This is a genomic window from Methylorubrum subtropicum (assembly GCF_038442325.1).
In the GTDB taxonomy this organism is placed as follows: domain Bacteria; phylum Pseudomonadota; class Alphaproteobacteria; order Rhizobiales; family Beijerinckiaceae; genus Methylobacterium; species Methylobacterium subtropicum.
On the sequence record NZ_JBBXMW010000037.1, the window covers coordinates 1 to 22,387 of the forward strand.

The window sequence follows — 22,387 nt, forward strand, 5'->3', positions numbered from 1 at the left end:
GCGGGCCTCGCGGCCGAGGCCGCGACGCTGCTGGCGAGCGTCGGCGAGGAGGAGGGCGGATCGTTCCTCTCGACACTGTCGCGCCAGCTCAAATGGCTCGCCGATCCGCGGGTGCAGCGGCACCTAAGCGGCAGCCGGTTTAGCTTGGTCAAGGCAATGCGCGAGGGCGCAAGCGTCTACGTCTGCGTGCCGCCGTCGAAGATCCCCGCGATGAAGCGGTGGCTGCGGGCGATCGTCCGCGTCGCGCTCGACGCCAAGATGGGGACGGCGTTCGAGCACAGTGGCCCCCAGACGCTCTTCCTACTCGATGAATTCTATGCGCTCGGGCACATGCAACTGATCGAGGATGCCGCCGCCTATATGGCCGGCTACGGCATCAAGCTCCTGCCCGTCATCCAGAACATCGGGCAGATCAAAAAACTCTACGAGAAAAACTGGGAGACGTTCCTCGGCAATGCCGGCGCGATCATCGCCTGGGGCCTGAACGACCTCGAAACCGAAAAGTACCTGAGCGACCGCATGGGGCCGATCCTCGATTGGGAACGCACCTACAGCGACAGCCGCTCGCGCCAGCCCGGCGGCCTTGAGACAACGAGCATCAGCCACAGCGCGAACCTGGCGACGCGCGAGCGGGCGATCCGGTGGGCGAGTGACATCCACGCCGAAGGCGCGCGGGGCACCATGCGGGCCTTCGTCATTTCGGCAGACGGGGCACCCTTCACGGTGCAGCGTGTGCCCTACACGGACTGGCAGAAACAGGGCGTTTTCGATGGTCCCGAAACCATTCGGGCTTGGGAAGCAAGATTGACGGTAGCACAAAGAGAAGAGCTAAGCCGGATGTAGCCAGATATTGTATTTTAACAAAAAGCGGCATCCCCACTTGCATGTTTCGCGCAGCTATCGATAATCCCATCTGAAAGCTCGTATCCTCATTTTTAGCCTACAGAAAACGGAGCCGGTGATGCGTATAAATCGGCGCAATTTGATTATAGGAAGCATTGCCAGCACAGCAATCGGTAGTAGTTTTCAAGCAAGTGCTTTAGAAGAATGTCCAGCGGCAGGATTACCTGCCGGCTTATGCTCCGCATTAATTGATCCAAGCAGGTTTGAGAGCCAGCAAGTAGCAGACACTCAAAAACGATCGCAGTGGTGCTGGGCCGCATGCATTTCAATGATATGCAAATTCCACGGATACGGCCTACCTCAAGAATCTATTGTTACGCAGATGTATGGCAGCATAGTTGACATGCCGGCAGATGATAGATTGTTGACTTCCGCAGTAAATAGAGAATGGTCAGTCGAGGGAGGAAAAAGAATTCGTATTTCCGCTAGAACATTTAGCCCAGCGCTTGGCACAGCCGATGTCCTCAACGCGACTGTCGTTGACGACTTAAAAAATGACAGACCAATGATAAACGGCTCAGGCACACATGCTACAGTGACAGCCAGGGTTGATTACCGCCCTAATTCTAATGGTCAGCCTCAAGTTTTTCGTGTTCATGTTATCGATCCATGGCCAAGCGCAACAAATAACTCCCAAAGAGCGCGGTTTTTAGATGCAAACGAAATGAAGCCGCTACAACTAGGTGGATCACTAAGATATCTTGCTAGCGTCAAGATCGAAGAGATTTAATTTTATGATGTAAATTTAATAAATATTGCTTGGCTTAAACATCGCAAGTTTCAGCGATGTTTAAGCCAAGCACGAAATCGCGGATCGCCGAAGGACACGCTGAACAGCAGCCAGCCGAGTGCCAGCACGGCGGCAGCACCAAGCCACAGGTCCGGAGGCGGCACGCTCCCCTCCCCGGCCACGGCGAAAGCCGATCGGACGACAAACAGGGCGGCGACCGCGCTCGCGAGCCCGCGTGCGAGCCTGAGCCAACCCGACAGCAGCAGCAGGACGAACGCCGCGCCGACGACGAGCACAATCGGGTGGTTCCAGTCCGGCAGCCGGTCCCAGACAAGGTGCCCGAGCTTGATGTAGGGGCCAAACCAGTCCTCGAAGGCGCGCGCGCCCATCGCGGCGCGGATACCGTAGAAGAGCGCGATCGGAACGGCCCATTCGCCGATGCCCCGGACCGTGTTCATGGGCGCGCCTTCCACGCCGATCGACGCTTGGAGCGTGCCTTTTTCAGCTTCGCCTCTGCGGCCTGCCGCTCCGGCTCAGGCGTGGCCGGGTGATCCCGCAAATCCTGCAATCGCCGGATCGTCCCCTCCTCCCTCGCCTGCTGCCGCTCGGCTGCGCTGTCACGGCCGGGCTTCGCCTCGATCCGCCGCGGTAGGGTGTGGTCCTGCTGACGCCTCGCCGCATCGATGAAGTCGGCCGGATCGAAGGTCACGCGCGGCGGCGGGTCCTGGGGTGCAGAGACCGGCGTGGCGGCTTTCCGTCCAAAGGATAGCGCTGGCCATTTCAGGCGGCGGACCAGAAGCGCTATGCCGATCAGGGCGAATAGGATGAGCCCGCCGAGGATCGCTTGGCGCCAGTCGGCCCATGTCGCGCTGAGGAAGAGCAGCGTGACCGCGCCCGCGAACATCAAAAAGAGGCCGATCGCGGCGCCGGGTGGAAAGCGGCCGTAGGGGTCTTCGGGGCGGTTCGGCATCGTTCACACGGGAAGACTGTGCGCCACGTACGACGATACCTGTAAGTTCAATAAAGCCAATATGGGTTTTCAGCCTTGAAAGTCACCGCGGCCGGCCCTCGAACCGGTGGCGGGCACGGCCGATCTTCCTGGCCGTCGATCTATCAAGGCGTGGTTGGGCTCTTGTCCTGGTGCCGGCGAGCGTAGCGCCATGCTCGGGCCGTCAACGGCTTCGCCGTCCTCCGCGTTGCTTCGGCCCCGACGGGTGACTGGCCGCTCCGCGTGGCGCTGCGGGCGCCCTATCGGGACAAGGAACGGGGGGTCCGCCTGTCGGCGGTTCGATCTCCCTGCCGGGAGCATCGAACAAGGAACCTGGGATGCGGGCTGCGCCGCTCAGTTTCACGCGCAAGTGCGATCACAGCTCCGGTTCGAGGGAGAGGCCAAAAATCGGCGCAAGCCCCTCCTCGCCCATCCTGGGCCAAGCAGAGGCATGCCGCCTCAAATCAGCGTTGGCTGGTCGGCCGGCGGCGGTCCCATATAGCGTTTGACCTGAACGGTATCGGCGCGAGCCCGCGCCTTCGCGATGTCGAAGGCCAGTTGCATCTCCATCAGCGTGTCCATGGACACGCCGAACGCCTTCTCGATCCGGAGCGCCATTTCCGCCGACAGGTCCGCGCTCTCGTTGAGGAAGGTCGAGAGAGCCTGCCGCGTCACGCCCAGGGCCTCGGCGGCGGCTGTCACGGACAGGCCGTGCGGGGCCAGCACTTCGCGGCGGACAAATCCGCCCGGATGGGCTAGATGATCGGTCGTCGTTGCGTCTTGGCTCATGGCAATATCAATCTAAGCGCTCACAATTTGAAATCTATGCTGATAATAGCATCGAAAAGGCTTAGTGAGGGGTTTGTCGCCCGTCAAGCGACACTTGACACATGACGGTGCCCGGTTTCTTGGCACTAGCGCTTCAACCTTCACCCCCTCGCCGAGCCTCTTTGAAAGCATGCCGCGAGCGCCGTTCTCGAAGAAGTTCCTTCGTTCGTGCCCCCGGCAGGGGCCACGAAAAGAGAACGATGTTCCTTCGTCCCGATGTCAGCAATGGGCCACGCAAGGCCGCCGCCGTCACCGCCCGCGTGCGGGCGGGAAACCCTGAAAGGGTTGACGGCTTGAGGCGGCTTGTGTGGCAGGCTGGTTCAATCGGGGAAGGACAAAAAATTTATCCGGCCGCCACAGCGGCCGGATTCCGCTCCAACGTATCGGCCAAAGGCCGATTCCGATTTTTGCGACGGTTTGGCTGGCTTCGAACTCCTCGTTTCCCTGTTCTTCTTATTTCAAATGTTCAAAAGATTCTAAGATTCAAGCGCTGATTTGCAATTCTTAACAAAGGGTTACCGATTTTAATATGAGAGATTCGGGGACTCCTGTGAGGTTTTCGGGGAAAAACGGCCCCTTACTATGAGGTTTTCGGGGCGTATTATGAGGTTTTCGGGGAGTTATTATGAGGTTTCCGGGGAAGCCGGCATGACTTATCCACAGGGCCGCCGCCCCCCGTCCCTGCCCTGCCTGGAAGGATGGAGCGGCCCAACTATGAGGTTTTCGGGGAACGCCGCGCGCGGCTTTGCCGGAGCAGCCGGTTGACGGTCGGCACCGGGTCGCTGACCAGCTCGACGGTGTCGCTGAGGCGCGCCTTTCGGCCGACCTTTGGCCGCTGCAGCTCGTCCCAGGCGTCCTTCAGGGCGTCGCTGTCCTTCTTCCACCAGGACAGGCGGATGCCGGTGACCTTCTTGCCCTGTTTCGTCGGCAGGACGGACATGGTGAAGGGCGCGAGGGCGTTGACCTCGGCGAGGACCGGTTTCAGGACGTGCTTGTTCAGCTCGCCGAAAGTCTTGTATTGGCCCGGCAGGACGCCAAGCATGTCGCGGAACTCGTCGAGCGAGTAGTCCGCGAAGGATTTGAATTCCAGATTGGCGAACTGTGCGGCGTTCTCGTAGAGGCTGACCGCGTATTTCGAGGTGAAGGCCATGAGGACGGGGATTGAGATTTTGCCCCAGATGGTCGAGCTTTTCAGCACCTCCACAAGGCGCTTGTCGAAGCTGTAGGTGAGGACGCCGGCCGGCCGGTCGGGCGAGTCCATGTCGTTGCCGCCGAGGAACTGCACGCGCCTGGTCGCGCCGTTCGTCATCCGGACGAGGATGATCGTCCGCATCAGGGCCTCGACGGCCTCCTCGACCATTTCGTAGCCCTTGTGGCCGTCCGGCTTCAGGTCGTCGATCTCGATCGTGTAGTCCCTGCCCTCCTCCACGCCCTGCACATGCGCGTTGTGCCAGAGGATGGTGATCGCCCGGCGCGCGTTCAGCGTCAGCTCGTGGTGGCCCGTCACCTGGATCAGCTCGGCGGGCTTGATCGCCTCGCGGCTTCGCGGCGTGATGGCGAGGGTAAGGACTTTTCCCTCTGCTGGTGTGGTCTCGGCCATAAGCTTGAGCATATCGGCAAACTATGAAGCGATAAAATGAAATTTCTCGCTTATCCCTTTCATACTTCCCCGAATCCCTCATAGTATGCAGGATTTGGCTGCGCGAGCGCCAGAAAATACTCATGTATTACAGGGTCTTGACCGTGCGTCGGGATGGCCCCTGCTCGTTCCCCGAATCCCTCATATTAGCCTCGGCTGATAGGCCCGCCGGCCCCGCGTCAGCGGCCGTCACCCGAAGGGCCGAAACCGCGTGCAATGCGGGTTCGGGGCGGCGGCGCAGCCGGCGCGTAGGACGCGGCCCCGCATGGGGAGACGCTAAAGCCGCATTGGTATCCGGTAGCTACCAGATAGCTAGTTAGTACCTATTGCTTCCGAAAATGTTTGCGGATTTTCCGGATTTCAGGCATTATAGGTAAAACAAGGAAAGGAGATGGCAGACATGGTCACTATCACGGCAGGGGAGCTGCAAAAACAGTTCGGCCGCTATCGAGACATGGCGCTCAAGGAGCCGGTCTCGGTCACGCATCACGGGCGGGAGAGCCTGGTGATGCTGTCGGCGGATGAATACAAGCGGCTGAAGTCGCTCGACGACCGGAAGGCCTATTATGCCTGGGAGTTGCCGGACGATATTGTCGCGGCGTTGGAAAAATCACAGCCGTCCGAGGCCACGAAGGCCTTTGATCACGAGATTTAAGTGGCTTATCCGAAACCGGAGCAGGGTCTTGTTATCCGCTATTCTTTTCTCTGGCGCAGCGAGGCGGCGCAAGGACGGGAGGAAGGCCGGAAAGATCGTCCCTGTGCGGTCGTGCTGGCTGTGACGCGGGAAGACGAGCGGACACAGGTTCTCGTCGCCCCTGTAACGCACACGCCGCCGGCCGCGGGAAGCCCGGCCATCGAGGTTCCGGCGCAGACGAAGCAGCGCCTCGGCCTCGATCAGGAGCGATCCTGGATCGTTGCCGACGAACTGAACCTCTTCACCTGGCCCGGCCCCGACGTGCGTTTGATCGACAAACAGGACGCCGAACGCGGGATCGCCTATGGCTATCTGCCGGACAAAACCACGCGGCAGCTGGTGCAGGCTGTGCGCGAGCAGATCAAGAGCGGGCGGACCAAGGCCGTGCGCCGGGACGAGGCCTAAAGGCCTATGACAGATCCCAATATCCAGTCAGGGCGAGAGCTGCGATTGGAGATGATCGCGGTTGCAAAGGGCGAGCGCCCTGCCCCGCCCGATGCCGGACGGCGCAGCTATGAGACTGTTGAAGCTGCCAGAGCCGGGAAAGAGCCCGAGCGCACCGCAACGGACGCAAAGCCCCCTTCCCGCTGACGATCCTCTTCCCATCCGCCATGGTAGCTTAATGGTATCTAGTAGCTATCTGGTATCTTAAGGGTATCCAGTAGCTATCCGATACCGTTTCAGTATCCTTTTGGTACTTGGTAGCTATCTGTTATCCTTTTCGTGTTGATTCGTCCCGCCACGCTTGCCGACCCAGAGGAATTGTTATGCCTGTCATTGCCTTCGCCAACCCCAAGGGGGGAGCCGGAAAGACCACCACGGCGCTGCTGCTCGCGACCGAGCTGGCCGCGAGAGGGGCTGCCGTCACCGTGATCGACGCCGATCCGGAGCGGTGGATCTCGCAATGGGCGAAGCTGCCCGGCAAGCCAGACGGCATCACGATCGTCGCGGACGTGACCGAGGAGAGCGTCGTCGATGCGATCGAGGAGGCGGAAGAGGGCGCGCAGTTCGTGATCGTCGATCTTGAGGGCACGGCGTCCCTTATGGTGTCGAACGCGATCGGCATGGCGGACTTGGTGGTGATCCCGATCCAGGGATCGAGCATGGATGCCAGAGGCGGCGCCAAGATGCTCCGGCTGATCCGGAACCAGGAGAAGATGTCCCGCCGCAAGATCGCCCATGCGGTCGTCCTGACGCGTACCGGCGCGGCGATCACGTCGCGCGCGCTGCGGAACGTCGCCGAGCAGCTGAGGGCAGGGGGCATCGACATCTTCGCGACGCCGATCGTCGAGCGCGCGGCCTACCGCGATCTCTTCGACTATGGCGGAACCCTCGCCGGCCTCGACGGGGCGCAGGTGAGCAACCTCGACAAGGCCATCCAGAACGCCCGCGGTTTCGCCGGCGAGGTCGTGGCGCGCCTCAAGGCGATTGCCGCGGAAAGGAAGGCGGCGTGATGAACACCAAGGAACGCGCGCCGCTCGGCTTTGAGGACGAGCTGAACGATTTCGACCCTGCGGCCTTCGCCAAGCCGAAGCGGGCGGCGAACGACAAACCGAAGCCGGAAGAGGCGAAGAAGGCGGCCGAGGCAGCGGGCTTCCGCAGCCGCGAACCGGTCAAGGCTCCCGTTGTGCCGGAAGAGCCCGCCGCGCCCCCGAGAAGACGCAGGACAGGCCGCAACGCCCAGATTAACATCAAGACCAGGGCAGAGACGATCGAGGCCTTCACGCGGATTGCCGATGCGAATGGATGGGGGCTCGGCGAGACGTTCGAGCGCGCGATAGAGTTGCTGACACGAGAGCACCCTACTAAATAGTTGCCTCAAAGGGAGCATGCTCGCCTTACGCAATTGGATATCAAAGATTTTTTTCTGAAACAGGTAAATTAGCATGAGCAAATTGAGTCACGAGTATTCGGTTATCGGAGGGTTCAATCGCGCCAAGGTCGGGCATTCGATAGGTGTCGTCTCAGCTATCATTTCATCCGGAGTAGTAACCTTATTTCTTTTGCTTGTGCAGATTGCAAAGTATTTTGGATATGGCGAACGCATCCCTGCATTGATACTTTGGCCTTTGGGCGCTGCGACGATTTATGCAGGTATCTATTGGTATTTTGAAAAGCACGGATGGAAAATTTCTGCCGTGTCCAGCTTTCTGAAGGTTCCAAACCTCGACGGCAAGTGGCATTGCAAAGGTCGTAAACTCAATCCTGACGGTTCCGTCGAGTTGGAATGGACAGGTGTTCTAACAATCGTTCAGAGTTGGGATCAAATTAGACTTTACCTCAAGACTGGAGACTCAGGATCGGACAGCATTTCTGCCGCGTTGCTTCACGATGCGTCGATTGGCTACAAACTCATGTACACCTATAAAAATCAGCCGCGCCCTGACAAACCGCATCTTGCACCACATACAGGGTATGCGGAGCTTTTGTTCGATCCAGACTTGAAGTCCGCGGAAGGCGATTACTTCAATGGTCGAGGAAGATACAGCTTTGGAACCATGGAATTATCGAGGATGTAACTATGGCGCGTGATATCAGCCGGCGGCTAAGTTCTCTTAAGACAAGGCGACGCGGCACCGACCGGGTTGGCCGCATTGCAATGGATGCGGCCGCTGATGTTCTCGCCAAGCGATACATTACGGAGCGCTATGAGGAACTGGCGGATGGCAAACCTTATACCCGTTACGCTCTCGGAGCGATGCAGGAGGTCGATCCCGAATATACGCGGATCGGTATCAGGGAGGCGAACCGCGTCGGCAACCAGCTCGATAAAAATCTGAAGGCGCTTGGCATCGCAGTGACGTTTCGTCTGCAAGGCTCTGTTCCGTGTAACATCCATATCCGCGGTGTGAGCGATGTCGACCTTCTGACCCTGCGCACCGAATTTTGTACGACCGAACCAGGTGCTGGGACCTATGGCACGTCTACGTTTCAGCCTGTGGCCGCGCTTCGTGAACTGCGCAAGCACGCGGAAGCGATCCTGAGGGACGCATTTCCGAAGGCAGATTTGGACACGTCTGGAGCAAAGGCGATCGCGATCTCCGGCGGGTCCCTACAAAGACCAATCGATGTCGTACCGTCGCATTGGCATGACACGGCAGATTATCAGAGAACGTATCTGGAGGATGATCGCGGCGTTAAAATCCTTGAAAACAAAAAGGGTGTAACACTGCTTAATATGCCGTTCCGGCACATCAAGCTTGTAACGGAGAGAGATTTTCGTGCTCTAAGCGGATTAAAAAAAGCGATCCGCCTGTGCAAGCACGTTAAGAACGATGCCGCGGAAGAGGGAAGGCAGATCGATTATTCGAGTTTCGACATTGCTTCTACGTTGTGGCATGCAGACATGGGAAGATTTGCGGCCGGATACAATAACGAGCTTTTGATTCTTTCCGAAGCGCAGCGGTTTTTGGACGAGCTATATCACAATACGGATAAAGCAAAAACTTTGTTCGTCCCTGATGGCTCGCGGCGTGTCTTCGATAACGACGATAAAATTGCCGCAATGAAACTGCTTTCGTTCGAACTTGACGACCTGGCGAAGGAGGTTGCTTACGAGCAGCGGAGCTATGCCAAAATCTTGTACGAAAACAATTGGCAGGAGCTTAATAAGATCCTTAAGGACTCGCCATACCAATTATAAACGTCCCTCTGTAATGCAAAAATTGGAAAAACATATGAATCAGATCAAGATGCGCTCGATCTCATCCAAGTTTACATCGTCGCTGCGGCGATCGTAGAGCTGCGTTGTGCGCGTTGATGAATGGTTGGCGATTGCCGCCGCCTTTTCGAGCGTGCCACCGTTCTTAAGATAGGCGGTGATGCCAGTGGCCCGGAACGTGTGGTTGCCGATCTTCGTCTCGATGCCGGCCGCCTCCGCCCGCCGCTGCACCATTGCATAGGCGTTGGCGCTCGGGAGCGCGGTTCGCGTGAGCTTGGAGGTGCCGCGGCGGATCGTGCGGAAGAGGGGGCCGCTCGGATCGTCTGCGATCCCCGTCCCGTCGAGATAGGCGTGCAGATAGCTTTCGAGATTGTGGTGGCAGGGCAGATCCACCGCCTTGCCACCTTTCTCATGCAGGCGGACCCAGAGGCGGCGGTTCTGCACGAACACGTCCTCGACCCGCATGGCGGTCGCTGCGCCGATCCTCGCGAAGGTGTAGATCATGAGGCCGATCAGCGCCCGGTCGCGCAGGCCGATCGACGTCGTGATGTCGATGCCGTCGAGGATCGCGCGCGCCTCGTCGGGGGCGAGCACAGGTGTTTTCCCGCGCTTCACGACGTGGCGAGGCCCGCGGACGGCGGTCGCAGGGTTGAACGGCAGGATGCCGCCGGTTGCGAGCCAGTCGAACAGCATCCGGATCGCGGCGAGGCGCTGCTTGACCGTCGGAGCGCTGTGGGTGCGTCCAAGCTCCTCGACATAGGCCGCGATATGGACTGAGTCGACAGCCGCGATCGAGGGCAGGCCTCTTGCCTCCATCCAGGCGCAGAACTCGCCAACCGCGCGCGCATAGGCGCGGCGGGTGTTGGCGTTCCTAATCTGCGCAGTGAAAAACTCAAGGAAGCGATAGGTGGCGCGGTCGCCGGCCGCGGTGACCAAGGCGGGCGTATAGGGGCCGGTGAGGGTGACAAGCTGGCTCATGCCGGCACGGCCGCGACCGGCAACGGGCCGAACAGCGCCTCAAGCACCTGGTCAAAGGCGTCCAGTCTCTGGAAATCCCGGCCGGGGATGACACGATGGTTCTTCCGGACAGGTCGCTCGCCTGCCTTGTTGTGCGTGGCGCGCCTCGGACTCTCGTAGGCGTCGAGGACCGGCAATGGCTCCCCTGGTGCCCCCCCGAACCAGAAGAATGGTCCCATATCGAGCTGCGACGTCACCCTGATCCAGATGATGCACCCGCTCGGTTTGCTGGTGAGGGCGGTTGAAACCGACACGTCGCCCGGCTTGGCCGATGTGCCCGTTTTGAACTGGATGTGTCGCACGATCGAGTTCCGGCCCATGACCAGGTCGTAGCCATGCGCGTCGAACTCCGACCGCAACACTTCCACGTCGACCACGCCCCGGCACCACAGGGTCCGGAGCGCCTGGCCGACGAACACATGCTCGACGATACGCTCCCGGAGCGTCGAGTTCTGGAAGTGGGCCGCCGCGTCGACGGCCGTCGGTACCAGCAGGCTCATAGGCCCTTCATGATGGCGTGGATGTCGGCCACCGGCATCGTGTCGTCGATCTTGTGCAGCACCGTGCCCTTCTGCGAGCCGTCGCAAATCTCGATCTGGCCAGTCGAGTGCTCGTAGCGAAGCGCGTAGGCGCGACCGCCGACCTTGATCCAAAGCATGTTGGCAGGGCTGCCGGCATACTCGCGGATGCGGATGGAGTCGGCGTCGGCGCGCCAGACGATGCCGCCCAGAACCGTCAGCGCGGAGCCCTTCACATTCCCGGCGTGATGCCCGACACGGTTCATAACGCCATCGGCGTATTTTTGGAGCTGGTCGACGTCGGTCGCGGTAATGGCCATGCGCCCTCCCATTCATCTGATAAAGGACATTATCACATATATAATTGCACCGCAATTTCGTGAGAGGAAGGTGCGCGTACATCTGGCGATATTCTTGACACGCTGAAATGTCCTTAATGGCAGTTTCCATAGGGTTGCCTCCCAGACAGACAGCCCATAAACTGCGTGTCCCAGCATGAGCGGGCAGCTATTGCGAAGCTTAGAACATAATGACCACCGATTCTTATAGTATTTCAAAAAAAGAAGGTGAACGCTCCCAGGTACCGGCCCGCTGGATCGACACAATTCGCTTTACACTTGCAGATATCATGGTGCGAGGCGAGTGGGACGACTTTGGGCTATTTCGTATTCTAAATCGAATATCATTTGTATGTAAAAATCATTTAGTATTCGTCGTCGTATTCAAAACTTCACTTGAAGATATCGGCAATACCAAAAGAAGGGATCGCTATAAAGCAAGTCCTCATATCAGCTCTTTAGATCCAGAATTTTTTGATTTAACTTTTAAGCACCTGCATAATGTCGGACTCACGGCTCGCCATATTAAATACGCAAATTTTGCAGCTGATCACAAAATTGAAATTATACTTGATGAGCATAAAGCATGTAACTACGCTATACAAGTGTGGGGCAGCTCAATATTTGTTATTGTAATGGAGTTGCGCGTTGAAGAAGGTAATGTTGGCGAGAAGCCAAATTTGGAATTATCTCTCGTCGAGGTATCATCTGCTCTAGGTGGTTTTATCTCTGAAACACTTAAGCCGTTTGATGGTAAAGAAGATACATCAGAACTATATCCCGAACTATTCTCTAGCCGTATGTTCATTTCAAAGGAGAGCGCAGATGAAGGTCTTTCAAAACTTAGACAAGCATTTTCTTATAAAAGAGCCACGAATGATGACCCCAAATTGCTAACGGCCGTACAAAGAGAACTTATTAATACAACATTTCGCACAGTGTGTGAGCTAGTAGATAATGAATATGACCGTCTCAAACTTTCACCTTTATTAAACGCGCGCAAGTCAACACAGCTAGACAATCGATATACCCCGACAACAAACGTATTATTTATAAGCAAGCTATTTAATTCTGAGAATATGCGATACACTCACTACAAATATAATTCGCAAGCAGTAATACCAGACAATCAGTGTAAAGATATTATCGAGTCCTTAAAACAGGCCAAACGAAGCGATTACATTCCGTACGATAATAGTGACGTAGATAATCAATTTTGGGAATACGCTCGCAGCAAAAAAGGCCGGCAAATTATACTAGATGTAGTTCGTAGGCCCACACCATCTAGCGTAAGGTTGTTTGCAGAAAGTGTTTTGATGTCAGGAACCACGTTGATCAAGCCACGTATATTCAAGCGTGGTGCGATTGGGTGGGTTACTGATAATCTGTCTCCGAGTGATCGCCTCGATGCCCTTGAACATATTGGTTATTTGCATTTTATTATGCAACTTGGGTCTCCAATCAGACCAGTAGATGCTAAAGATTTATCCTTAGTTGCGTTACCGTTTCGGTGCAGCGGGGGGATATGGATGTGTGCTACTTACGTTAGAGAAAATACGAGCGGTCCGATAGATGGCTTAATTGATCAAAAAAACTTTGAAGAAAGCTCTTTAATTTATCATTCTCTTTTCCGCGAAACAGAAAGAAGATTAAGGCGAAGAGCTAAAGGCAGTTATACAGATGCATTAGGCAAACTTATTGCTCAAGCGACGGCCGAAACACGTCGGAGACATGGAGATGACGCTATTTTATGTCTGGATGCGGCTGCATGTGACAGTTTTGAAAAGAACATGCGCTTGCTTACAAGGGTTTATCCATTTGATGGCCTTAGAACACTAGCTGAGTTTGGCAAAAACAAGTTTTTACCTTTTGATAAAATTGGATTTACGAGTGAGGACAATGGATATTTCGACAGATTGACATTGCATGATTTTCTTGGAGATCAAGACAGTGAAGTACGCCTGCGTGAGCGGGTCCTGTTGGCAAACGCTATGCCAAAGAGCAATGAGGATGATGAAACTGATGAATAATGTTGATAAAAAATTAAAAGGCAGTGTAGATTTGCAAAGCGAGCAAGTCGTTCGCAAAGTTATATATCTCTTTGGTAGGGACGGCGAGCATAATGTCAGTAAAGTTAGTAAAAATCTGATTTTGATTGAGAAAAAGCTTGCTGAAAACAAATTGGGAAAATCTCAAGAAAAATTTGTTTCTGCATTTTCGAACATGAATGCTAAACAACAAAATTTGGTTGTTAAATTCGCATTAGCAGTTCAAGAGGGCGAAGCCTCGATAGCTGCTTTTTTGCATCGGCTTCAGGAAGCCGAGCGACTTCAAAGTTGGCGCAGTTATCTTCCTCCGGAAGCTAAAGCTAAGGAAGCGGAACGATCGAAAAAACGCCGAGCTAGCATGTCGCCACAGGAGGCCGAGGAATACCGAGCAAGGCGTGCTGAGATTGCGCGAAGCCGTCGTGCAAACCTTTCACCCGAAGATCGGGCAAAAGAAGCCGAACGTTCACGGAATCGACGTATGCATAGCTCTGAAGGCAAGAGTTCCAAGCACGCACCGACGGCTGCATACCAAGTACGTGCAGACAAATCTAAATGCTCTCCCAGCTAAGAGCGCTGAACAAAGTTGGTTAAGCGAGTTGAGAGAAATTGTACGCTCTCGTACTTGCTGCGCCGAGGCTCATTGTAGAGCCAGTTTCGCCGCCCGAGCCTTAGAGCACCTAACAGAACCGATCAATCTGGTTGAGGGTGATGAGGCTCGCCGCGAGGGTGGTGAAGGCCTCGTAGATGTCGGCGGGGCGCTCGTAGAGGATGGGCAGGCGGCGGAAGCGGCTGAACCAAGCGTGGGTGCCCTCATCCTAAGCCTGTCGAAGGATCGACCACCCAACGGTGGCGACCGAGCTGTTCGCTGCTCTCGATCCCTTTGCGGGCGATGCGCGGGACGATCCCATGCGCCCTGCGCTCCTGGCGACGCGCCTTGACCTCGTAGGCCTTGTTGGCGTGCAGCTTGTCGGGGCGGCGGCGCGGTTGACCGCGCCGGCCCGTGCTCAGCGGTGGGATGGCATCGAGGATCGGCGCCATCTCCGAGCTGTCGTACCGGTTGGCGCCCGTCACCCTGGGTCCAAGTCTTATTGCACCGCGCCATGCTGAGCAGCTTCAGCACACCGACTCGCTCGACTGATTGCAGCCTGATCTCGACATTGCCGGACTGCTCGGCAGATGAGGGCACAGCGGTAGGGCCCAATCCGACGACCAGGACAAGCCTAGCATGGGGCGCAACCTAACCGTGGATGCGAGGGGTACTCACTGGATCTGACCCTCATAGGGCCAACTGCCACGATAGCCACATGCTAGCCGCCACGACCGACCGTGCTAAAGCGAGGTCAGAAAATTTCTTTCAAAAAGACCGTGAGACCGCGTACGGTCGCATTGATAAACCGTTAAGATTCGGTTACGTTCATCTATGGCGGGCTCACAGAGGTCCAGAAACGTGCTGAGCGAAGCCGTGACCCTGAAGGGTTGCTCGCTGTTCACGTTGTGGGGCTAGCGTTCATAGAGCGACGGCCATGTAAAAGCGCTTGTTTCCAATTTCCGCTTGACGAAACCCTATCATCTTCACGCATAAAAATAAGAAGAGAAAGAGCATAACAGCGACCGGATGCTCGCGTAATTACTAGTATAGCGTTGGAATGATGATCCTCATCAATCTTGAGGATGTAAAACTAGACCTCTAAGCCGATCAAAACTCCAACGGGGTTGTAATCATGATCCAGACGAATGCCTTAGATGATGGGCGGACTGCGCATAACCGTGCGCGTAATGCTCTTTCCAGCCTCACCCACGGGATCGGCGCGCTAGTCATCCCGTCCGACGCGGCACTTGGTGCGGTGTTCACTGCGTACAGGCAGGACTACCACGATGCCTTCGACCAAGCTGAGACAGCGCTCTTCGATGTGCAGCGCTGTGGCATCGATGCCGTAATTGAGCTCTTGGGCTTTCTTGAACCTCAATCCGGCCCGGTGCTTCACCAGGAAAGTTACTCAGAGGCAATGCGTAGGTATGTAGCTAGAACGGAGGCAAGATCATGACCGCCTTCCCCCGCACTCTGCTACCTCCTAACATCAAAGCTTCAATCGGTCGACGGATCGCCGAGGCTCAACGAGAGGCGCGCCGTCTAGGCTACGATAAAATATTATTACCTGCGGTCTTCCTTCCGGCATTAACTATAGTATGCTCAATTGATTACGTTCTAATTAGACAACTTTTCATTCATCTTCTTGCTGACAACCCGAAAGAAGCGCCTTGGGCAGCTGATGTGCTGGCCTTGACTACAATCACTATTCTCATAGGTGTGCATGCCGTTACAGGGACGGCGAGATCTGAGCGTTTTACTTCTTCTCTGCGTCGGACTGCCCAAGCTGGACTTGCCTTCGTCATCCTTGGTCTCGGATTGATGCTCGCGAGCGTGCTCTATCGCGCAGGCGCAAGCTCCGTGATGAACAATAGTCTTGCCAACGCCGTCGACGCATTTTTGGGAGAAGCTACAACTAACCTCCCGCCAGTTTATCAACAGATTTTCGAGTCAAAATTTCTGCCCGGCATTCCTATTTTATTCGTTTGCGGCATGGCTGGGCTTTTAGCTGTGTCAATTTATTCGGGGCATGTACTCGTTACTGCGATCTATGAGCGTGGGCGGGGTCTCTGGGAACGTGGTGCATTTGCTAAGACGCTTACAAAGCAACTCCGTGTAGTACGAGAGTACGAAGCCAAGTACGATGCAGCTGAGCAGACTTATAGGCGCCTGCGTGATGTTGATCCAAGCGCCCTTGATCGTCGCGTAGCTGATGACATTGTCGCGGCAGGCCTCACGGCTCTTCGTCCAGCCGAGCATCTCTTAGCAGCTCGCGAGTTGATGCCTAACGCCGATGAAAGGCTCGATGCGTTGCTCGCCGAATACGACAAGATGCCAGTGGTGCTTCGGAGCATTAACCAGGGGGAGCTGAAACAGCGTGTTGAGGCGCTGCGAGCCATCCTGACCCGGCAGCATGTCCTAGCAGCCGCGAACACTTAAGGAGACAGATATGATGAAATTTATGAAACTCGCGGCTTACGCGGTATTCTGTATTATACCGGCATGCGGCAGCGCCAAAACTCTCAACATCGCTCTTGATGTCAGTGCCTCTGTGCCCTTGATTCATCAGGATGCTGCTGCGGCAGCTGTCGCGGCATATTTGAAGAAGCGGGTCAACGAGCTTGAGTTAGGCGATCAGATCGAAGTGAAGTTCGTCGGAGAATACGGGGCAGGAGAGAACTTCCGTCAGCTGAGCCTACGTATCAGCCGCCAGAACCGCGCGAGCGAAGTGGCGAGTGCAGTCGAGCGCATCGTCGCAGGACTGCCGCGCATGCAGCGGGATAGTAAAATCAGGCCACAAGAGGCAACAAATCTTATTGGTTACTTAGAAGATCAAGCGACTCGCCTGCGGTGTGATGAACAGCCAACGGAGATTATCATGATCACGGATGGCATCGAATCCTCAACGCTAGTTGACGGGCTCAGCTTGGTGACTGGTAAATCCAAGCTCCCTGCTCCGAGCAGCCCTATACTCTCAGGTTGTTTAATGACGATGATCGGTATCGGGCAGATCAACGGTGGAGGCGGCCCAATGATTACTCGGAACCTCGTCGCCGCCTGGACAACGTGGGCGGCTCAAGCAGGAATAAAGACATTCTCAGCTCTTCCGTCGTTCTAAATAGCAGTTATATATTTTTTTTCAAAAATTTTTCCTGATGAACACATCGCTTCATTAGAGAAGGGGAGTGCCAGTCAATGAACACTCGCAATTTCCTGCTTGCAGGGTTCAGCATCGTTATCCTTGCATGTGGTGGTTTGGCTGCTCATGTGCTTAAGCCTGCCGAGGGCCAGACAGTTTCTATGGCCACCCCGCATGAACTTATAAATGGGTTTGCGAGGCCTGACATATTTCGGGCCCTATACGATGGAGATTTGTTGGAACTCAATAATAATAGAGTTGAAAACTTCCTATATATGACAGTAGTTGTCGCGGCGACCTCAGCGTCAGATGCTTTTTACCGCATGAACCAAGCCGAGCTGTTGCTTGATCCACGGCTAGAAGTAGTTATGACTGGCAAAGCGCTAACTGACGGCGATGTCTTAAGGTACGTCGTGGCAACCGGGCTAAACACAGGATTAGGCACTCTCGTAGATTTTATGAAAAGCCGCAGCAATAGCATTGCGAACAAGACCGTCAATCCAGTTGGTGAAATTACAGCAGTTAATAAAGCATTAATAGAAGGCTCAAGGACCATAGCATTTCTTCAAGCTGATGCCGGAGGTGACGCAAAGAAACTAATGCTTCTAGCGCAAACGGATCCTCATACGTTCAATAAAATCTACGCCACTATCCGCGAATTCGTCTACCGCTTCTAAGAGGTTGACATGCCTGCAAAGTCGTCTTGCCTCCTGTGTGGAGGGCTGGGGCTGCTCGGGGTTGTTTATCCAATCGACGTCAGTTTCGGCGCATCACGTCCCCCGCCTCCTCCGGTTAGGGCTCACTTCAACAAGGCCGCTCAACCATCACCGTCGCGGCCTCAATCGACGACACCCATCAAGCCTCCGGCGCCTAGTCCCATTCCCCCGTGGCGGCCAACATGGAAGCCTCCAGGCATCTAATCTATTTCTGAATTTCTATATTGGCGCAGTAAGATTATAATTACTGCTTGCTACCACAAAGCATTCCACTGTCAGCAGTCTATTATCAATTATTAGCTCGCTGTCTTACTCGACGGCGGACTCGCCTCGTCCGCCCAACCTTTCCTTCTGCCGCGTCCCTAAAACCCTGACTACGTTCCCGCGCTTCAGCTCTGTCGCGCGGCGTGGCTTCGGCCTCAGCCGTCTTCCGGTAGGACGCGGCCTGCACGATCGTCCCAAAGCTCCGCGTGCGGCTGTCGCGCTCGTCCCGCCAGCGGGCTTTGATGGCGTCCTTCTCGGCATCCTGCCGGGCGATCAGCGCCGCCCGCTCGATCCCGAACGTGTCGAGGGCGCGGGCAAGGAAGGCTTTTCGGCTCTGCCGCACCTCCGTCATAGCCCGATCGGTCGCTTGCTTCTGGTTACGTTTCAGCTCGGCCTTCTCGCGGGCATGGATCGTCTCGATCGCCTTCACGCGGGCGTGCTTCGACGTGATGAAGGCGAAGGCGGCGCTCATCCAGCCGCGGGAGTTCTCCGGTTCGATATCGCGCCGGTGCCGGATAGCCTCCATGGCGTTAGCGATCTTGCCGGCAAGTCGCTTCTCCCGCTCGTCGAAGGAGCGCCGCTCCCGGAACTGCTGTCGGTAAAGATCGCGCCATGCCGGCGTGTAGCTCTCCCCGATCTCCTTCCGGATGCGGGTGCCGGCCTGCTTCGCACGGTCGCTGATATCGTCTTTGCGATCCTTATAGGCCTTCCGCAGCACGTCCCACTCGACGCCGTGCCGGGCCTTCATCGCCGCGCTGTCGGATGCGAGCTTGGCGGCACGCACCTTCGCCTCGTCGCGGATCCGGCGGGCGGTGTTGTCGTTCGATCCGCGCGCCTGGTCGAACGCGCCTTCCATGGAACGGGGCGTTGGCGAGGAGGCCCGCACGAACTCGCCCTTGGCGCGGCGGGCGTTGTTCTCGACCCGTAGCCCGCACCAGATACGGCCGCGCTCCCGTTCGTAGGCCTCGGCCCATTCCGAGAGGCGGACGAAATCCTTGCTGTTCGTCAGCATCTTCCCGGTGTCAGGATCGACACGGTTCAGGATGATGTGGACGTGGGGATGCGGCTCGTCCTTGTGACAGACGATGATGGCCTGCCGGTTCTCCGCCCCGAGAACGCGGATCGATTCCTCGGCCGCCCGCAGCATCTCGGGTTTCGAGAGAAGCTTGCCCTCGTCGGGGTGCCAGGCGAGCGAGTAGGCGTAAACGGAGTTGGCGCTTTTGCGGCCCGTGTTCTTCACGCCGGCCTCGGCCTTGAGCCGGTCCTGGTCCTTGGCGGTCGCCGCCATGATGCGCCAAGCGAGGTCCGGATTATCGGTCGCGAGGTTCCGGGTCTGCGTCCAGGCGACACGATCCGTCGTCATCCGCTCGGTCTCCCACGCCTCCCGCTTATCGTGCAGGTAGTACAAGAAGGCCCCGCGGAACGAGCTGCCGGCCTTGGCGACGTTAGGGACCATAGGCGTCCCCAACCTGTTCGAGGACGCCGTGCAACCGGGCGATCACACTGCCAAGCTCGCCGTTCAGGCCTCCGCCGGCATTGGCCTGGCGGGCCACCTGGTTGAGATTGATCCCGATCCGGTTCAGCTCGACGAGCAGACGATCATCCGCGGCCGTGCGCCGGGGGACGGCATGGCCGGTCAAGGTGAGCTGCCGGAGATAGTTGGTGATCGACAACCCAACCGCTGCCGCCTCGTGCTTCACGGCCATGAATTCAGCCTCGGTCACACGGACCGGAGGAAGCTGCATGGTGCGCCTGTCTGCGTCGACTTTGCTGGGTCGTCCCATGGTGCTGATCGGTGTCTACCGCCCTCCTGGAGCCGGGTGTCGGGGGCTGCATTGAGCCCCTGACCAAGCGTTTTTGCATAGCAAAAACATAGCTTGCTATTCTTCTTTTTACAGAATAGCCGTCCCTCCGGGTTTCCGCAAATGAGCGCCGGCTAATGTGCCCCGTAACCCGCGGCCCGCCTGACCCGCCGATGCATCAGGTTTCGCTGCGATCGTCGGGGTCAGCGGATGGCGGAGACATGGAAAAGGGCACCGGCCGCTCGCGCGGCCGATGCCCTGCCGGTCGCCTGGCGGCTACCGGTCTTCCTCGATCGCGAAGAGGTGGAACCCTTCCGAGACGATCTGCGTCCCGTTGAGGCGGACGAACAGCGAGCCGTCGTCGCGGGCCCAGGCGGCGCCGATCCGCTCGTAGGTAGCCTTCTCTCCGTTCGGGCGGCGGAGCTTCACGTCGTGGGTCGGCTGCCGGGCTTCCTTCTGGCTTTGCTGTTGGGTCTGGGTCTTCATGGTTAGTCTCCATTTCTGGTTGTTGGGCCGGGACCGTCCCGACCGATGCGACGGCGTCCGACCGGGGCCGGCGGCAGGCCTCAATGGCGGCGAAGCCGAGATCAGAGCCACGCGCAGGCGCGAAGCGGCGAGCATGGCGAGGACCCACCCGTTGAGGCCTGCCGCCGGCGCTGGTTAGCCTTCGAGCATGGGTGGGGCGGTCCTGGCCCGGCGGCGGGGTAAGGGGCCGATGAAGATCCTGCCCGGCGGCGACCGGACAGGAAGACGGATCAGGCGGCGAGGCGGGAAACGGCCCATTCGGCGGCTGCCATGGCCTCCGGCAGATCGTCTTTGACGCCGGCGACGACCATGGCGGCCCAGGTGCCGTTCGCTTGCGGATAGAGGCGTGCGAGCGGGCAGGCGGTGCCGGTTGGGGAGGTCCAGATCAGCCGGTAGCCGTCACGATCCGGCTGCCAGTCGAGGACGCCGTAGCCCTGGCCGATGCCCTTCAGCCCGTAAGCGGGGGCGTTGAAGCTGCCGAAGATCCACCGGCTGTAGATGGCTTTGCGGGTCTCGGTCTCCGCCTCCCCGGCCTCGGACAGGGCCATGCAGAGCATGGCATTGTCGAGGTCCGCGGCGTAGCGATCGGCGGCGCGGTCCGATCTTGGGTGCGTGAATTCCTGCATGGCCCGGCCCTCACGCTTGTACGTGGCCGGCGGCGGATGCCGCGCGGGCGTATTCGGAGAGGGTCTTGTCGGCTTCGAAATAGCGGTCCCGCTCGATGCCGAGGCCGAAGGGTCCGCGGACGCTTTCCAGCTCGGCGAGGCTGACGCTGCCGATCTCCGGGCAGCCCATGCCGAGGTCGCAGAGGCCGAAGGCGATGTCCTCGTCGTCAGGGTCGATCTCGGTCAAAAGCCAGGTGCCGGCGCCGGACGGGTTGAACAGCTTGACCACGGGGCGGAAGTCGATCTCCTGCCGCGTGCCGCGCAGGGGTTCCTGCAGCCGGCCGTTGGCGATGAGCTTGGCCCGGATTTCTGTCGTGAGTAGTTTCATGGTTCGTCTCCTGTTGGATTGTTGATCCCTCGCGGGATGCGGAGACGCCGGACAGGCCGGACAAGGCGGTCGGGGAAGGGGTTACACCGTCGGCGGCGGGGCCTTCCCCGCGGCCGGGTGGTGCGGGCCCCCCTTCCGCGGCCGGCGCGGCCTGTCAGTCTCCCGCATCATGACCGCGTGGGATCAGCAATCGGGAAGGCGGGCCGGAACGATGGCGAAACCGAGGATGGAAGGGTTCGCGACGCCGGCCGAGCTGGGGGAGCGGCGCGCAGGGAAAGGGGCGTTCCTTCTCGGCCAGATCCATCCCGACCACGGCGCGGCGTTTCCGGCCGGCATTACGGACGACCGGCACCTGTTCATGATCGCGGGCAGCCGGGCCGGGAAGGGCGTGACGATGATCATCCCGAACCTGATCCACTGGCCGGGCGGCGTGCTGGTCGTCGATCCAAAGGGGGAGAACGCCTCGATCACGGCGATGCGGCGGGGGGCCGAACCCAAGGCGGCGACGGGAACGGAGGTGAAGCCCGGCAACTTCCTCGGCCAGGACGTCGCGATCCTCGATCCGTTCGGCACAGTGCGGGGACCGGCGCGGCTCTACCGCACGCGCTACGATCCGCTCGGCGATGTCGAGGTCGGCACGGACGAGGAGGCTGCACAGATCCTCGCGCTGGCCGAGGCGATCGTCCTTTCGGAGACGGGAACGGGGGCGCATTTCTCAGAAAGCGCGCAGTCGATCCTGGCGGGCCTGATGGAGGCGGTCCTTCACCGTGAGGAGGAGGGCAGCCGGACGCTGACCGTCTGCCGCGAGAAGACCATCGGCGGCAGCGGGGCACTCCTCACCTATCTGGAAGGTGCGCCAGACACCGATGCGGGCCTCGCGGCCGAGGCCGCGACGCTGCTGGCGAGCGTCGGCGAGGAGGAGGGCGGATCGTTCCTCTCGACACTGTCGCGCCAGCTCAAATGGCTCGCCGATCCGCGGGTGCAGCGGCACCTAA

27 protein-coding genes and 1 pseudogene are annotated in these 22,387 nt (G+C 57.9%); 15 read left to right on the forward strand and 13 right to left on the reverse strand.

Features of this window, described 5'->3' with window-relative positions; genetic code table 11:
* On the forward strand, positions 1 to 843 hold an 843-nt coding region (locus AAHG03_RS26205; protein WP_342154653.1), incomplete at its 5' end, for a type IV secretory system conjugative DNA transfer family protein.
* 118 nt (positions 844 to 961) lie between these two features.
* Positions 962 to 1,633: a papain-like cysteine protease family protein gene (locus AAHG03_RS26210; RefSeq protein WP_342154705.1), complete on the forward strand. Its 672-nt coding sequence runs from the start codon at positions 962 to 964 to the stop codon at positions 1,631 to 1,633.
* 50 nt (positions 1,634 to 1,683) lie between these two features.
* Here the strand turns inward: AAHG03_RS26210 and AAHG03_RS26215 are convergent, their stop codons facing one another.
* The 3 genes from AAHG03_RS26215 to AAHG03_RS26225 form a co-directional block, all read right to left on the reverse strand.
* Positions 1,684 to 2,091: a hypothetical protein gene (locus AAHG03_RS26215; RefSeq protein ID WP_342154655.1), complete on the reverse strand. Its 408-nt coding sequence runs from the start codon at positions 2,089 to 2,091 to the stop codon at positions 1,684 to 1,686.
* Positions 2,088 to 2,603 (reverse strand): hypothetical protein, encoded by a 516-nt coding sequence (locus AAHG03_RS26220; RefSeq protein ID WP_342154657.1) that lies wholly within the window; start codon positions 2,601 to 2,603, stop codon positions 2,088 to 2,090. Before AAHG03_RS26220 ends, AAHG03_RS26215 begins: the two co-directional genes overlap by 4 nt.
* 477 nt (positions 2,604 to 3,080) lie before the next feature.
* On the reverse strand, positions 3,081 to 3,410 hold the full coding sequence (locus AAHG03_RS26225) for a HigA family addiction module antitoxin (RefSeq protein ID WP_342154659.1): 330 nt from the start codon (positions 3,408 to 3,410) through the stop codon (positions 3,081 to 3,083).
* 239 nt (positions 3,411 to 3,649) lie between these two features.
* On the opposite strand from AAHG03_RS26225, the gene AAHG03_RS26230 reads away from it, so the two are divergent.
* Positions 3,650 to 3,943, forward strand: a complete 294-nt coding sequence (locus AAHG03_RS26230; RefSeq protein ID WP_342154661.1) for a hypothetical protein — start codon at positions 3,650 to 3,652, stop codon at positions 3,941 to 3,943.
* A gap of 218 nt (positions 3,944 to 4,161) precedes the next feature.
* Here the strand turns inward: AAHG03_RS26230 and AAHG03_RS26235 are convergent, their stop codons facing one another.
* Positions 4,162 to 5,049: a replication initiation protein gene (locus AAHG03_RS26235; RefSeq protein WP_342154663.1), complete on the reverse strand. Its 888-nt coding sequence runs from the start codon at positions 5,047 to 5,049 to the stop codon at positions 4,162 to 4,164.
* Between the two features lie 430 nt (positions 5,050 to 5,479).
* Here AAHG03_RS26235 and AAHG03_RS26240 point away from each other — a divergent pair, with 430 nt between their 5' ends.
* The 6 genes from AAHG03_RS26240 to AAHG03_RS26265 all read left to right on the forward strand — a co-directional run bounded on the left by AAHG03_RS26240 (position 5,480) and on the right by AAHG03_RS26265 (position 9,425).
* The gene (locus AAHG03_RS26240; protein WP_342154665.1) at positions 5,480 to 5,743 is read left to right on the forward strand and encodes a type II toxin-antitoxin system Phd/YefM family antitoxin; all 264 of its coding nucleotides are present in this window, start codon (positions 5,480 to 5,482) and stop codon (positions 5,741 to 5,743) included.
* Positions 5,744 to 6,187, forward strand: coding sequence for a hypothetical protein (locus AAHG03_RS26245; RefSeq protein ID WP_342154667.1), 444 nt, complete (start codon positions 5,744 to 5,746; stop codon positions 6,185 to 6,187).
* Positions 6,188 to 6,549: 362 nt separating this feature from the next.
* Positions 6,550 to 7,236: a ParA family protein gene (locus AAHG03_RS26250; protein WP_342154669.1), complete on the forward strand. Its 687-nt coding sequence runs from the start codon at positions 6,550 to 6,552 to the stop codon at positions 7,234 to 7,236.
* The gene (locus AAHG03_RS26255; protein ID WP_342154671.1) at positions 7,236 to 7,595 is read left to right on the forward strand and encodes a stability/partitioning determinant; all 360 of its coding nucleotides are present in this window, start codon (positions 7,236 to 7,238) and stop codon (positions 7,593 to 7,595) included. The genes AAHG03_RS26250 and AAHG03_RS26255 overlap by 1 nt, the downstream gene beginning before the upstream one ends.
* A 73-nt stretch (positions 7,596 to 7,668) precedes the next feature.
* On the forward strand, positions 7,669 to 8,301 hold the full coding sequence (locus AAHG03_RS26260; protein WP_342154673.1) for a Cap15 family cyclic dinucleotide receptor domain-containing protein: 633 nt from the start codon (positions 7,669 to 7,671) through the stop codon (positions 8,299 to 8,301).
* A gap of 2 nt (positions 8,302 to 8,303) precedes the next feature.
* On the forward strand, positions 8,304 to 9,425 hold the full coding sequence (locus tag AAHG03_RS26265; RefSeq protein WP_342154675.1) for a nucleotidyltransferase family protein: 1,122 nt from the start codon (positions 8,304 to 8,306) through the stop codon (positions 9,423 to 9,425).
* 39 nt (positions 9,426 to 9,464) lie between these two features.
* Here AAHG03_RS26265 and AAHG03_RS26270 read toward each other — a convergent pair whose 3' ends face one another.
* The 3 genes from AAHG03_RS26270 to AAHG03_RS26280 are packed head-to-tail and all read right to left on the reverse strand — an operon-like array spanning position 9,465 to position 11,298.
* On the reverse strand, positions 9,465 to 10,421 hold the full coding sequence (locus AAHG03_RS26270) for a tyrosine-type recombinase/integrase (protein ID WP_342154677.1): 957 nt from the start codon (positions 10,419 to 10,421) through the stop codon (positions 9,465 to 9,467).
* Positions 10,418 to 10,960 carry a hypothetical protein gene (locus tag AAHG03_RS26275; protein WP_342154679.1) on the reverse strand — a complete coding sequence of 181 codons (543 nt, stop codon included), beginning with the start codon at positions 10,958 to 10,960 and terminating at the stop codon, positions 10,418 to 10,420. Before AAHG03_RS26275 ends, AAHG03_RS26270 begins: the two co-directional genes overlap by 4 nt.
* Positions 10,957 to 11,298: a hypothetical protein gene (locus AAHG03_RS26280; RefSeq protein ID WP_342154681.1), complete on the reverse strand. Its 342-nt coding sequence runs from the start codon at positions 11,296 to 11,298 to the stop codon at positions 10,957 to 10,959. Before AAHG03_RS26280 ends, AAHG03_RS26275 begins: the two co-directional genes overlap by 4 nt.
* A 209-nt stretch (positions 11,299 to 11,507) precedes the next feature.
* On the opposite strand from AAHG03_RS26280, the gene AAHG03_RS26285 reads away from it, so the two are divergent.
* Complete coding sequence (locus AAHG03_RS26285) at positions 11,508 to 13,346, forward strand: hypothetical protein (protein WP_342154683.1); 1,839 nt, start codon at positions 11,508 to 11,510, stop codon at positions 13,344 to 13,346.
* The gene (locus tag AAHG03_RS26290) at positions 13,327 to 13,932 is read left to right on the forward strand and encodes a hypothetical protein (RefSeq protein ID WP_342154685.1); all 606 of its coding nucleotides are present in this window, start codon (positions 13,327 to 13,329) and stop codon (positions 13,930 to 13,932) included. The genes AAHG03_RS26285 and AAHG03_RS26290 overlap by 20 nt, the downstream gene beginning before the upstream one ends.
* 109 nt (positions 13,933 to 14,041) lie before the next feature.
* Here the strand turns inward: AAHG03_RS26290 and AAHG03_RS26295 are convergent.
* Positions 14,042 to 14,447, reverse strand: a pseudogene (locus AAHG03_RS26295) (transposase family protein); the annotation flags it as partial.
* A 958-nt stretch (positions 14,448 to 15,405) separates the two neighbouring features.
* On the opposite strand from AAHG03_RS26295, the gene AAHG03_RS26300 reads away from it, so the two are divergent.
* The 3 genes from AAHG03_RS26300 to AAHG03_RS26310 all read left to right on the forward strand — a co-directional run bounded on the left by AAHG03_RS26300 (position 15,406) and on the right by AAHG03_RS26310 (position 17,769).
* Positions 15,406 to 16,392, forward strand: coding sequence for a hypothetical protein (locus tag AAHG03_RS26300; RefSeq protein WP_342154687.1), 987 nt, complete (start codon positions 15,406 to 15,408; stop codon positions 16,390 to 16,392).
* 10 nt (positions 16,393 to 16,402) lie between these two features.
* A complete protein-coding gene (locus AAHG03_RS26305) occupies positions 16,403 to 17,071 on the forward strand; it encodes a hypothetical protein (protein ID WP_342154689.1) in 669 nt (222 codons plus the stop codon).
* 77 nt (positions 17,072 to 17,148) lie between these two features.
* Positions 17,149 to 17,769 (forward strand): hypothetical protein, encoded by a 621-nt coding sequence (locus AAHG03_RS26310; protein WP_342154691.1) that lies wholly within the window; start codon positions 17,149 to 17,151, stop codon positions 17,767 to 17,769.
* Positions 17,770 to 18,097: 328 nt separating this feature from the next.
* Here the strand turns inward: AAHG03_RS26310 and AAHG03_RS26315 are convergent, their stop codons facing one another.
* From AAHG03_RS26315 to AAHG03_RS26335, 5 genes are all read right to left on the reverse strand, one after another.
* Entirely contained in the window at positions 18,098 to 19,480 is a 1,383-nt protein-coding gene (locus tag AAHG03_RS26315; protein WP_342154693.1) for a relaxase/mobilization nuclease domain-containing protein, read from the reverse strand.
* A gap of 37 nt (positions 19,481 to 19,517) precedes the next feature.
* Positions 19,518 to 19,856, reverse strand: a complete 339-nt coding sequence (locus AAHG03_RS26320; RefSeq protein ID WP_412759799.1) for a plasmid mobilization protein — start codon at positions 19,854 to 19,856, stop codon at positions 19,518 to 19,520.
* A gap of 294 nt (positions 19,857 to 20,150) precedes the next feature.
* The gene (locus tag AAHG03_RS26325) at positions 20,151 to 20,360 is read right to left on the reverse strand and encodes a hypothetical protein (RefSeq protein ID WP_342154697.1); all 210 of its coding nucleotides are present in this window, start codon (positions 20,358 to 20,360) and stop codon (positions 20,151 to 20,153) included.
* Between the two features lie 269 nt (positions 20,361 to 20,629).
* A complete protein-coding gene (locus AAHG03_RS26330; RefSeq protein WP_342154699.1) occupies positions 20,630 to 21,025 on the reverse strand; it encodes a hypothetical protein in 396 nt (131 codons plus the stop codon).
* Between the two features lie 10 nt (positions 21,026 to 21,035).
* On the reverse strand, positions 21,036 to 21,392 hold the full coding sequence (locus AAHG03_RS26335; RefSeq protein WP_342154701.1) for a DUF2958 domain-containing protein: 357 nt from the start codon (positions 21,390 to 21,392) through the stop codon (positions 21,036 to 21,038).
* A 226-nt stretch (positions 21,393 to 21,618) separates the two neighbouring features.
* On the opposite strand from AAHG03_RS26335, the gene AAHG03_RS26340 reads away from it, so the two are divergent.
* The coding region (locus AAHG03_RS26340) for a type IV secretory system conjugative DNA transfer family protein (RefSeq protein ID WP_342154703.1) at positions 21,619 to 22,387 on the forward strand (769 nt) is incomplete at its 3' end.

Excerpts from the sequence above, each read along its gene's own strand:
- AAHG03_RS26210 (WP_342154705.1), top strand. The coding sequence starts at position 962 with ATGCGTATAAATCGGCGCAATTTGATTATAGGAAGCATTGCCAGCACA.
- AAHG03_RS26215 (WP_342154655.1), bottom strand. The coding sequence starts at position 2,091 with ATGAACACGGTCCGGGGCATCGGCGAATGGGCCGTTCCGATCGCGCTC.
- AAHG03_RS26220 (WP_342154657.1), bottom strand. The coding sequence starts at position 2,603 with ATGCCGAACCGCCCCGAAGACCCCTACGGCCGCTTTCCACCCGGCGCC.
- AAHG03_RS26225 (WP_342154659.1), bottom strand. The coding sequence starts at position 3,410 with ATGAGCCAAGACGCAACGACGACCGATCATCTAGCCCATCCGGGCGGA.
- AAHG03_RS26230 (WP_342154661.1), top strand. The coding sequence starts at position 3,650 with ATGTTCCTTCGTCCCGATGTCAGCAATGGGCCACGCAAGGCCGCCGCC.
- AAHG03_RS26235 (WP_342154663.1), bottom strand. The coding sequence starts at position 5,049 with ATGGCCGAGACCACACCAGCAGAGGGAAAAGTCCTTACCCTCGCCATC.
- AAHG03_RS26240 (WP_342154665.1), top strand. The coding sequence starts at position 5,480 with ATGGCAGACATGGTCACTATCACGGCAGGGGAGCTGCAAAAACAGTTC.
- AAHG03_RS26250 (WP_342154669.1), top strand. The coding sequence starts at position 6,550 with ATGCCTGTCATTGCCTTCGCCAACCCCAAGGGGGGAGCCGGAAAGACC.
- AAHG03_RS26255 (WP_342154671.1), top strand. The coding sequence starts at position 7,236 with ATGAACACCAAGGAACGCGCGCCGCTCGGCTTTGAGGACGAGCTGAAC.
- AAHG03_RS26260 (WP_342154673.1), top strand. The coding sequence starts at position 7,669 with ATGAGCAAATTGAGTCACGAGTATTCGGTTATCGGAGGGTTCAATCGC.
- AAHG03_RS26265 (WP_342154675.1), top strand. The coding sequence starts at position 8,304 with ATGGCGCGTGATATCAGCCGGCGGCTAAGTTCTCTTAAGACAAGGCGA.
- AAHG03_RS26270 (WP_342154677.1), bottom strand. The coding sequence starts at position 10,421 with ATGAGCCAGCTTGTCACCCTCACCGGCCCCTATACGCCCGCCTTGGTC.
- AAHG03_RS26275 (WP_342154679.1), bottom strand. The coding sequence starts at position 10,960 with ATGAGCCTGCTGGTACCGACGGCCGTCGACGCGGCGGCCCACTTCCAG.
- AAHG03_RS26280 (WP_342154681.1), bottom strand. The coding sequence starts at position 11,298 with ATGGCCATTACCGCGACCGACGTCGACCAGCTCCAAAAATACGCCGAT.
- AAHG03_RS26285 (WP_342154683.1), top strand. The coding sequence starts at position 11,508 with ATGACCACCGATTCTTATAGTATTTCAAAAAAAGAAGGTGAACGCTCC.
- AAHG03_RS26290 (WP_342154685.1), top strand. The coding sequence starts at position 13,327 with ATGATGAAACTGATGAATAATGTTGATAAAAAATTAAAAGGCAGTGTA.
- AAHG03_RS26300 (WP_342154687.1), top strand. The coding sequence starts at position 15,406 with ATGACCGCCTTCCCCCGCACTCTGCTACCTCCTAACATCAAAGCTTCA.
- AAHG03_RS26305 (WP_342154689.1), top strand. The coding sequence starts at position 16,403 with ATGATGAAATTTATGAAACTCGCGGCTTACGCGGTATTCTGTATTATA.
- AAHG03_RS26310 (WP_342154691.1), top strand. The coding sequence starts at position 17,149 with ATGAACACTCGCAATTTCCTGCTTGCAGGGTTCAGCATCGTTATCCTT.
- AAHG03_RS26320 (WP_412759799.1), bottom strand. The coding sequence starts at position 19,856 with ATGGGACGACCCAGCAAAGTCGACGCAGACAGGCGCACCATGCAGCTT.
- AAHG03_RS26325 (WP_342154697.1), bottom strand. The coding sequence starts at position 20,360 with ATGAAGACCCAGACCCAACAGCAAAGCCAGAAGGAAGCCCGGCAGCCG.
- AAHG03_RS26330 (WP_342154699.1), bottom strand. The coding sequence starts at position 21,025 with ATGCAGGAATTCACGCACCCAAGATCGGACCGCGCCGCCGATCGCTAC.
- AAHG03_RS26335 (WP_342154701.1), bottom strand. The coding sequence starts at position 21,392 with ATGAAACTACTCACGACAGAAATCCGGGCCAAGCTCATCGCCAACGGC.